Source organism: Streptomyces calidiresistens (assembly GCF_014141525.1).
In the GTDB taxonomy this organism is placed as follows: domain Bacteria; phylum Actinomycetota; class Actinomycetes; order Streptomycetales; family Streptomycetaceae; genus Streptomyces; species Streptomyces calidiresistens.
Window position 1 is genome coordinate 1 of sequence record NZ_VKHS01000177.1, and the last position, 8091, is coordinate 8091.

At 69.9% G+C, this 8091-nt stretch carries 7 protein-coding genes and 1 pseudogene; 7 read left to right on the forward strand and 1 reads right to left on the reverse strand.

What is annotated here, in order from left to right; genetic code table 11:
* A pseudogene (locus tag FOE67_RS10065) lies at positions 1–260 on the reverse strand (hypothetical protein); the annotation flags it as partial.
* 274 nt (positions 261–534) lie between these two features.
* On the opposite strand from FOE67_RS10065, the gene pstB (FOE67_RS10070) reads away from it, so the two are divergent.
* From pstB (FOE67_RS10070) to pstS, 7 genes are all read left to right on the forward strand, one after another.
* Positions 535–1416 carry a phosphate ABC transporter ATP-binding protein PstB gene (gene pstB, locus FOE67_RS10070; protein WP_182662712.1) on the forward strand — a complete coding sequence of 294 codons (882 nt, stop codon included), beginning with the start codon at positions 535–537 and terminating at the stop codon, positions 1414–1416.
* 28 nt (positions 1417–1444) lie between these two features.
* The gene (locus FOE67_RS10075) at positions 1445–2218 is read left to right on the forward strand and encodes a response regulator transcription factor (protein ID WP_323384629.1); all 774 of its coding nucleotides are present in this window, start codon (positions 1445–1447) and stop codon (positions 2216–2218) included.
* Positions 2219–2512: 294 nt separating this feature from the next.
* Complete coding sequence (locus FOE67_RS10080) at positions 2513–3523, forward strand: PstS family phosphate ABC transporter substrate-binding protein (protein ID WP_182662714.1); 1011 nt, start codon at positions 2513–2515, stop codon at positions 3521–3523.
* 48 nt (positions 3524–3571) lie between these two features.
* Complete coding sequence (pstC, locus tag FOE67_RS10085; RefSeq protein ID WP_182662716.1) at positions 3572–4540, forward strand: phosphate ABC transporter permease subunit PstC; 969 nt, start codon at positions 3572–3574, stop codon at positions 4538–4540.
* Positions 4540–5514: a phosphate ABC transporter permease PstA gene (pstA, locus tag FOE67_RS10090; protein ID WP_182662718.1), complete on the forward strand. Its 975-nt coding sequence runs from the start codon at positions 4540–4542 to the stop codon at positions 5512–5514. The genes pstC and pstA overlap by 1 nt, the downstream gene beginning before the upstream one ends.
* Before the next feature lie 193 nt (positions 5515–5707).
* Positions 5708–6490 carry a phosphate ABC transporter ATP-binding protein PstB gene (gene pstB, locus FOE67_RS10095; RefSeq protein ID WP_438874202.1) on the forward strand — a complete coding sequence of 261 codons (783 nt, stop codon included), beginning with the start codon at positions 5708–5710 and terminating at the stop codon, positions 6488–6490.
* A 309-nt stretch (positions 6491–6799) separates the two neighbouring features.
* Positions 6800–7897 (forward strand): phosphate ABC transporter substrate-binding protein PstS, encoded by a 1098-nt coding sequence (pstS, locus tag FOE67_RS10100; protein ID WP_182662720.1) that lies wholly within the window; start codon positions 6800–6802, stop codon positions 7895–7897.
* The last annotated feature ends 194 nt before the right edge of the window (positions 7898–8091 follow it).

An 8091-nucleotide genomic window follows, 5' to 3' on the forward strand; every position in this document is an offset into this window, starting at 1 on the left:
GCGGGGCGCGGGGCGGGCACTGCCGCCCCCCGTTCACCGGCGGCGGCCACCACGTCCTCCGGGCGACCGACGCTCTTGAGGATGCGCTTGACGTCCGCCCGGGACTCGTCGCCCTGCACCTCGGCGCGGCGCCGGGTGATGTCCGCCCGCAGGCGGGTCACCAGGTCCCGTCGCTCGGTCGGCGACATGCCGGTGGTGTGCGCCAGGTCGCCGACCCGACTCAGGTAGTCCAGTACCAGTTGCTCGCCCTCGATCCCCACGCCTGTCGATGCTACTGATCGCGGGCCCGTTCCGGGGTGATCCGGCGCCAACTTCGGGGTGTTGGGGTTCACGGGGGACGTTCCCCCCTCCTCCGGGGTGTTTCCCCGCGGTCCCTCCCCGATCCGACCGGGGCACACCCGGGCCTCCCCGTGCACCCCGGGGCACCGCGTTGTTCATTTCGGGTTCACCGAACGCCGCACAACCCGCTACCCGGATCTCTTTACATGGTGAACGTCTCATTCGGCCGCCCCCATTCACGCCCCGGGAGCCTTCATGGCAGTAGACCTCACCGTCACGACGGCTCGCGGGAGAACGAAGCCCGCGTCCGTGACGGCCGACGGCTCGGACGCGCTCGGTGAGCCGCGCCCGCTTCCGCCCACGGTCTTCGACGTGAGCGACCTCTTCGTCACCTACGGCTCCCACCGTGCGGTGCGCGAGGTCTCCCTCACGGTCCACGAGCGCGAGATCACCGCCCTGATCGGCCCCTCGGGCTGCGGGAAGTCCACCGTCCTGCGCTGCCTGAACAGGATGAACGACCAGGTGCCCGGCGCCCGGGTGACCGGGAAGGTCGCCTACTACGGCGAGGATCTGTACGCCCCGCAGGTGGACCCGATCGAGGTGCGGCGCCGGATCGGCATGGTCTTCCAGAAGCCGAACCCCTTCCCCAAGTCCATCTACGAGAACGTCGCCTACGGGTTGCGCGTGGAGGGCCGTCGCCCCAAGTCCGAGTTGGACGACCGGGTGGAGGAGGCGCTGACCGGTGCCGCGCTGTGGGACGAGGTCAAGGACAAGCTGAAGGAGAGCGGGTTCGCCCTCTCCGGCGGGCAGCAGCAACGGCTGTGCATCGCCCGGGCCATCGCTGTCAGGCCCGAGGTTCTGTTGATGGACGAGCCCTGCTCGGCCCTCGACCCGATCGCCACCGCCAAGGTCGAGGACCTGATGCTGAAGTTGGCGGACGAGTTCACCATCGTCATCGTCACGCACAACATGCAGCAGGCGGCCCGGGTTTCGGACCGGACGGCGTTCTTCACTGCCGAGAACGACAGCGAGGGAGTGCGCCATGGGCGCCTGGTCGAGTACGACGTCACCGACAAGATCTTCAGCAACCCCGCCGATCGGCGCACCGAGGACTACATTTCCGGACGCTTCGGCTGACGGCCGGGACGGATTCGACGCGAAGACGGTGAACGACGGGGACATCGACCCGTTCGACCGGGAGGCACGGGACGACGCCGAGACGTTCGTCCCCTCCCGGGCGCGGATACCGCTGGGCACCAACCCGGTGGTCCTGCTGGCCGACTCGGACGAGCGGATCCGCCAGGGGCTGACCGCCCAGCTGGCCAAGTACCGGGTGACGGTGGTGCACTGCGCGGACGGGGCGGTGGCCCTGTTGGAGGCCGGGCTGCGCAAGCCCGACGTGCTGCTGCTGTCGGCCGATCTGCCGGTGCTCGACGGCGCGACGGTGCTGCGCCTGGTGCGGCGGCGGATGTCGGTGCCGGTGGTACTGGGGGTGGGTCCGGAGGACTCCGCCGCCGTGGCCCCGGCGCTGGCGGCCGGCGCGAGCGCCTGCGTGGCGCGGCCGTACCGGCCCCGCGAGGTGGCGCAGTTGCTGAGCCTGGCCGATCGGGGCGGGCGCGGCGGTTGGGACCAGCCCCTGGTGTGCGGGCCGTTGACGCTGGATCCGGGCAGCTACGAGGTGCGGATGCACGGGCAGCCGACCGCCCGGCTGCCGTTGCGCGAGTTCCAACTGCTGCACCTGCTGATGCAGCACGCGGAGAAGGTCATCACCCGCGACCGCATCCGGACCGAGTTGTGGGGTGACGGCGCGCGGCGCTCCAACACCATCACCGTTCACATTCGTCGCCTCCGGGAGCGACTGGGGGACGACCCGCACCACCCCGAGATCATCCAGACGGTGCGCGGCGTGGGGTACCGCCTGGTACCGCCCGGTCGCTGATCCCGCTGATCCCGACGCCTTTCGTCCCCTGTTCCGCCCCGCCCCCGGGCCGGTCGCGGGGGGTTGTGGCCCGGCGGCCGATGCCGTCGGGCCCACGGGTTTTCCCCCTGTTTCGAGCGCGATCGAAGCTTAACGATTCCAACACTTTTTGTGAAACTCCCGGTTCGGCCGAACCTATCTTTCTGTTCACCTTCCGGCCCTCGGGTCGTCGCCACGCGCTCCTACGTTCTGTCCCGACGCAGTCAAGTCACCTATCTGCCGGCCGGCGGCCGGCGTTCTGAAGGAGCACACGCCATGCGCAACTGGCGCGCCAAGACCGCCGCGATCGCCGCGGTTTCCGCCCTGGCCCTCGTCACCGCCTGCGGCAGCGACGACAACGGTTCCGACAACGCCGCCGACACCGGCAACGAGACCGAGGCCGGCAACGAGACCGAGGGCGGCGGGGACCTGAGCGGCTCCATCCGCATCGACGGTTCCAGCACGGTCGGCCCGCTGGCCGAGGTCGCCGCCGAGATGTTCATGACCGAGAACCCCGGTGTCATGGTGGACGTCGCCATCTCCGGCACCAGCGGTGGCTTCGAGAAGTTCTGCCAGGGCGAGAACGACATGAACAACGCCTCCCGCGCGATCAAGGACTCCGAGATCGAGCTGTGCGAGGGCAACGGCATCGCCTACGACAACATCCAGGTCTCCAACGACGCCCTCTCCATCGTCGTGAACCCGGAGTCCCCCGTGGAGTGCCTGACCGTCGACCAGGCCAACCAGATCTGGGACGAGGGCTCCTCCGTCTCCACCTGGGGCGACGTGGACGGCCTGGACCTGCCCGACGACCTGGCCTCGGAGGAGATCGTCCTCTACGGTCCGGGCAGCGACTCCGGCACCTTCGACTTCTTCACCGAGGCCATCAACGGTGAGGAGGGTCGCGTCCGCACCGACTACACCGACATCGGCGAGGACGACAACGCCGCCATCCGCGGTGTCGAGGGCGACTTCGCCGCCATGGCGTACATCCCCTACTCCTACGTCCAGGAGGCCGGGGACGCCGTCAAGCCCCTGCAGATCGACGGCGGCGAGGGGTGCGTGGACGCCACCCTGGAGAACGTCCAGGACGGTTCCTACGCCCCGCTGGGCCGCCCGCTGTTCACCTACGCCAGCGACAAGGCCCTGGAGAGCGAGGCCACCGTGGCCTTCATGGAGTTCTGGCTGGAGAACTCCGCCGAGATCGCCGAGACCGCCGGCTTCGTGCCGATGACCCAGGAGCAGATCGACGAGGGCAACGCCAAGGTCGAGTCCCTCACCTCCTGACGATCCCCGGACCCGTCCGGTACCACTCGACGATTAGGACACGCAGCCATGACCGCTTCCCAGCGTGGCAGCGTGTCCCCCGAGGCCGGCGCGGAGGAGACTCCGCGCCGGCCGCTGGGGGCCGCGCGCCCGCGTCACGGCGAGAAAGTCGTCAAAGGATTCCTCGCCCTGTGCGCGGCTCTCTCGGTCGGCGTCACCATCGCCATCGTTGTTTCCCTGCTGACCCCGACCATCGGTTTCTTCCGTGAGGTCTCCGTCGTGGAGTTCCTCACCGGCACCCAGTGGTCACCCGGTTTCGCGCGGGGTGAGTTCGGGGTGCTGCCGATCGTGGTCGGCACCCTGACCGTGGTCGTCATCGCCCTGCTGGTGGCGATCCCGATCGGCCTGCTCTCGGCGATCTACCTCGCCGAATACGCACCGCGCCGGGTGCGAGCCGTGATCAAGCCGGCCCTGGAGGTGCTGGAGGGCATCCCCACCGTGGCGATCGGCCTCTTCGGTCTCTTCCTCCTGCGCCCGCTGGCCGAGCAGATCTTCCCCTTCATGAACTGGCGCGGCGACTTCTCCATCGGCGTCGCCGGCGTCGCGGTGGGTCTGCTGATCGTGCCGCTGATCGCCTCGGTCTCCGAGGACGCCATGCGCTCGGTCCCCGGCGGCCTGCGCGAGGGCGCCTACGCGCTGGGCGCCAACAAGATGCGGGTCTCCCTGAGGGTCGTCTTCCCGGCGGCCATCTCCGGCATCGTGGCCGCCGTCGTGCTGGCCATGTCCCGGGCCATCGGCGAGACCATGATCGTGCTGTTGGTCGCCGGGGCGGGCAATCCCAACCTCTCCTTCGACCTGGCCCGCGGCGCGCAGACCATGACCGCCTACATCGGTGGCACCGCCACCGGTGACATCGCCACCGGCACCACCGTGTACAACACGATCTTCGCCGTGGGCTCCCTCCTGTTCCTGATGACGCTGGTGGTCAACCTGTTCGCGATCCGCCTGGTCCGCCGCTTCCGCGAGGTGTACGAGTGATGACCACCGGGGAAACACAGAAGATCCGGGAGGACCGCCCCCGGGAGCGTCGGACCACCGAGCGCACCCGGCTCGCCGTGGCCGGGGCCCGGGCCGCCGGCCAGGGGCTGTACACCCCCCGCTCCGCGAAGCACCGGGTCACCAACACCCTCTTCTCCGCCGTCCTGTTCCTGGGGCTGGGCACCGCCCTGGTCGCGCTGACCGCGATCATCGGGTGGGCGCTCGTCGAGGGTTGGCCCCGGTTGGACGCCAACCTCTTCCTCGCCGGCCCCTCCACGATCAACCCGGAGGAGGCGGGCTTCCGCACCGCCATCATCGGCACCGTCTACGTGATCGGCGGGGTGATCGCCCTCATCGTGCCGCTGGGCGTGGGTGCCGCCATCTACCTGGAGGAGTTCGCCGACCGGGAGCGCTGGTACAACCGGTTCATCGAGCTGAACATCCAGAACCTGGCCGGTGTGCCCTCGATCGTCTTCGGCATCCTGGGCCTGGCGTTCATCGTGCGCGGGCTCGGCAACTTCGGGTTCGTCGCCGCCGCCGGTTCGATGACCCTGGCGCTGCTGGTGCTGCCCACCGTCATCCTCGCCTCCCGCGAGGCGATCCGCGCGGTGCCCTCCTCGGTGCGCAACGGCTCCCTGGCCCTGGGCGCCACCCTGTGGCAAACGGTCTGGCGGAACGTCCTGCCGGCCGCCGCGCCGGGCATCCTGACCGGCGTGATCCTCGGAGTGGCCCGCGCCATCGGCGAGGCGGCCCCGCTGCTGCTGGTCGGTGCGGTGACCTTCGTGGTCTACGACCCGAGCTTCTTCGAGGGCGGCTACTCGGTGCTGCCGGTGCAGATCTACAACTACGCCAAGCGGCCCCAGGAGGAGTTCCACGTCATGGCCATCGCCGGTGTCCTGGTGATGCTGGTGGTCCTGATGCTCATCAACTCCTTCGCGATCTGGCTCCGCAACCGGTACGAGAAGAAGTGGTGAACCCACGATGACCACCGACAAGGACGCCCCCATCTCCGGGGAGATGCCCCGGAACGAGGGCACCGACGCGACCGCGCCCGCCGACCCGGGCCCGGACGCCGACGGCGGGCCCGGCACCGGCGGGGCCGCCGGCACCGAGAACCTCGACTCCCCCCTGCACCTGCGCCCCGCCGAACTGCGCGGCGGCGGCGAGGTGGAACACCGCGACAAGGTGTTCGAGCTGCGCAAGGTGTCCGTCTCGTACGGTTCCCACCGGGCCGTGGGCGATGTGTCCATGGACGTCTTCCAGCGCAACATCACCGCGCTGATCGGCCCCTCCGGCTGCGGCAAGTCCACCCTGCTGCGCTGCCTGAACCGCATGAACGACCTGGTGCCGAGCGCCCGCGTGGACGGCGAGGTGATCTACCACGGCGAGAACCTGTACGGCCCCCGGGTGGACCCCGTCCAGGTGCGCAAGGTGATCGGGATGGTCTTCCAGAAGCCCAACCCGTTCCCCAAGTCCATCTACGACAACGTCGCCTTCGGCCCCCGCACCATGGGGATCAAGCAGAACATGGACGACATCGTGGAGGAGGCGCTGCGCGGCGCCGCCCTGTGGGACGAGGTGAAGGACAAGCTCACGAGCAACGGCCTGTCCCTCTCCGGTGGTCAGCAGCAGCGCCTGTGCATCGCCAGGGCCATCGCGGTCAAGCCGGAGGTCGTTCTGATGGACGAGCCGTGCTCGGCCCTGGACCCGATCGCGACGCTGAAGATCGAGGACCTCATCCGGCAGCTGAAGGACGAGTACACGATCGTCATCGTCACCCACAACATGCAGCAGGCGGCCCGGGTCTCCGACATGACCGCCTTCTTCAGCGTGCGCACCTCCGAGGGGAAGCGCACGGGGGAACTGGTCGAGTACGACGACACCGAGAAGATCTTCAGCACTCCGGCCGACCGACGCACCGAGGACTACATCAGCGGTCGCTTCGGCTGATCCGTCCCACCGGCACACACCTCCCGCGTTCCCCCGGGCCGCACGGCACCCGCCGTGCGGCCCGGGGGCGTTTCCGGGGCGTTCCGCGGTCGCTCCCGGGCTCCCGGGGGCGACCGGGAAGCCGGTGGGAGCCCGTGCGCGCCGAACGGTCACGCATGTCCGGGATGTCACGGCGGGTCACCCGCCGGCGCCGCTCCGCTTCACCGGACCCCTGCCGACCGTTCACCCGGAGGAAGCCGGGCCGTACGCCGGCGCCCCTAGCGTCGACAGGGGCTTCGGCGGGGCGGGATTTCACAAGGAGCATTGCTGATGCGCGAGAAGCGCAGGAGAGTGCCGGCGCTCGCCGCGATCCTGGCGGCCGCCGTCACCACCGTCGCGGGATGCGGCCCACAGGCCGCGCAGGCGGGGGATTCGGGGACCGGGGAACGCCAGACGTTGATGACCGGCGTGCTGAACGGCGCCGGCGCGTCCTTCCCCAACCCCCTGTTCCAGGAGTGGATCGAGTCCTACGGGTTCGACCAGCCCTTCGCCACCATCAACTACCAGAGCATCGGATCGGGCGGCGGCATCCAGGGGTTCATCGAGGACACCCTGGACTTCGGCTCCTCCGAGAAGTACCTCACCGACGAGGACCTGGCCACCGCCTCCCTGAACCGGGACTGCGAGGCCATCCAGTTCCCGGTGGTCTTCGGGTCCGTCGTCATCGCCTTCCACGACCCGGCGATGGACGGCCTGGTCCTGGACGCCGAGACCATCGCCCGGATCTACGACCGCGACATCACCCGGTACGACGACCCGGCCATCGCCGCGCTCAACCCGGACCGGGAACTGCCCGACCGCGAGATCGTCCCCGTGCACCGCTCCGACGGCTCCGGCACCACCTACGTCTTCACCCACTACCTCGACCACGAGGTGCCCATGTGGGCGCAGAAGTACAGCGAGGGCAGCGACATCGAGTGGGCCGAGGGCACGGTCGGCGGCGACGGGAACGAGGGCGTCACCGCCCGGGTGATCAACACCGAGGGCGGCCTGGGGTACGTCAACCAGTCCTACGCCATCCGGCACAACCTGGCCACCGCCCGTGTCGTCAACGCCTCCGGCACGCCGATCGAGCCGACCCTGGAGGCCACCACGATCGCCTCGGGCGTCGCGGTCATCCCGGAGAACTTCCAGTTCGACCTCGACGACATCGGCGGCGAGGGGTACCCCATCTCCGGCACCAACTGGATCTTCGCCTACGAGTGCGGATACGACGACGACCTCGCCGAACTGCTGCGCTCCTTCTGGACCTGGGCGATGACCAGCGAGGAGGCCGACGAGCTGGCGCTGGAACTGGGCTACGCGCCGATGGCCCCGGAGCTGAAGCGGCGGGTGCTCCGGGAGATCGAGCGGATCAACAGCCGCTGAGGGCCCGCCGGCGCGCCGTGCCCCGGGACCGGTGCCGGGACCCGGCGCCCCTCCGGGCGGGCCGGGCGGCGGGCCGCGGCCCGGCGGGACGCCGGGAAGGGGACCGTCGGACCCCCGCCGGCGTCGCCGGCTGCCGGTACCGTGGGTCGGATGAGCACGGATTCCGCCCGCCCGGACCCCCGTCGGTCCTCCGC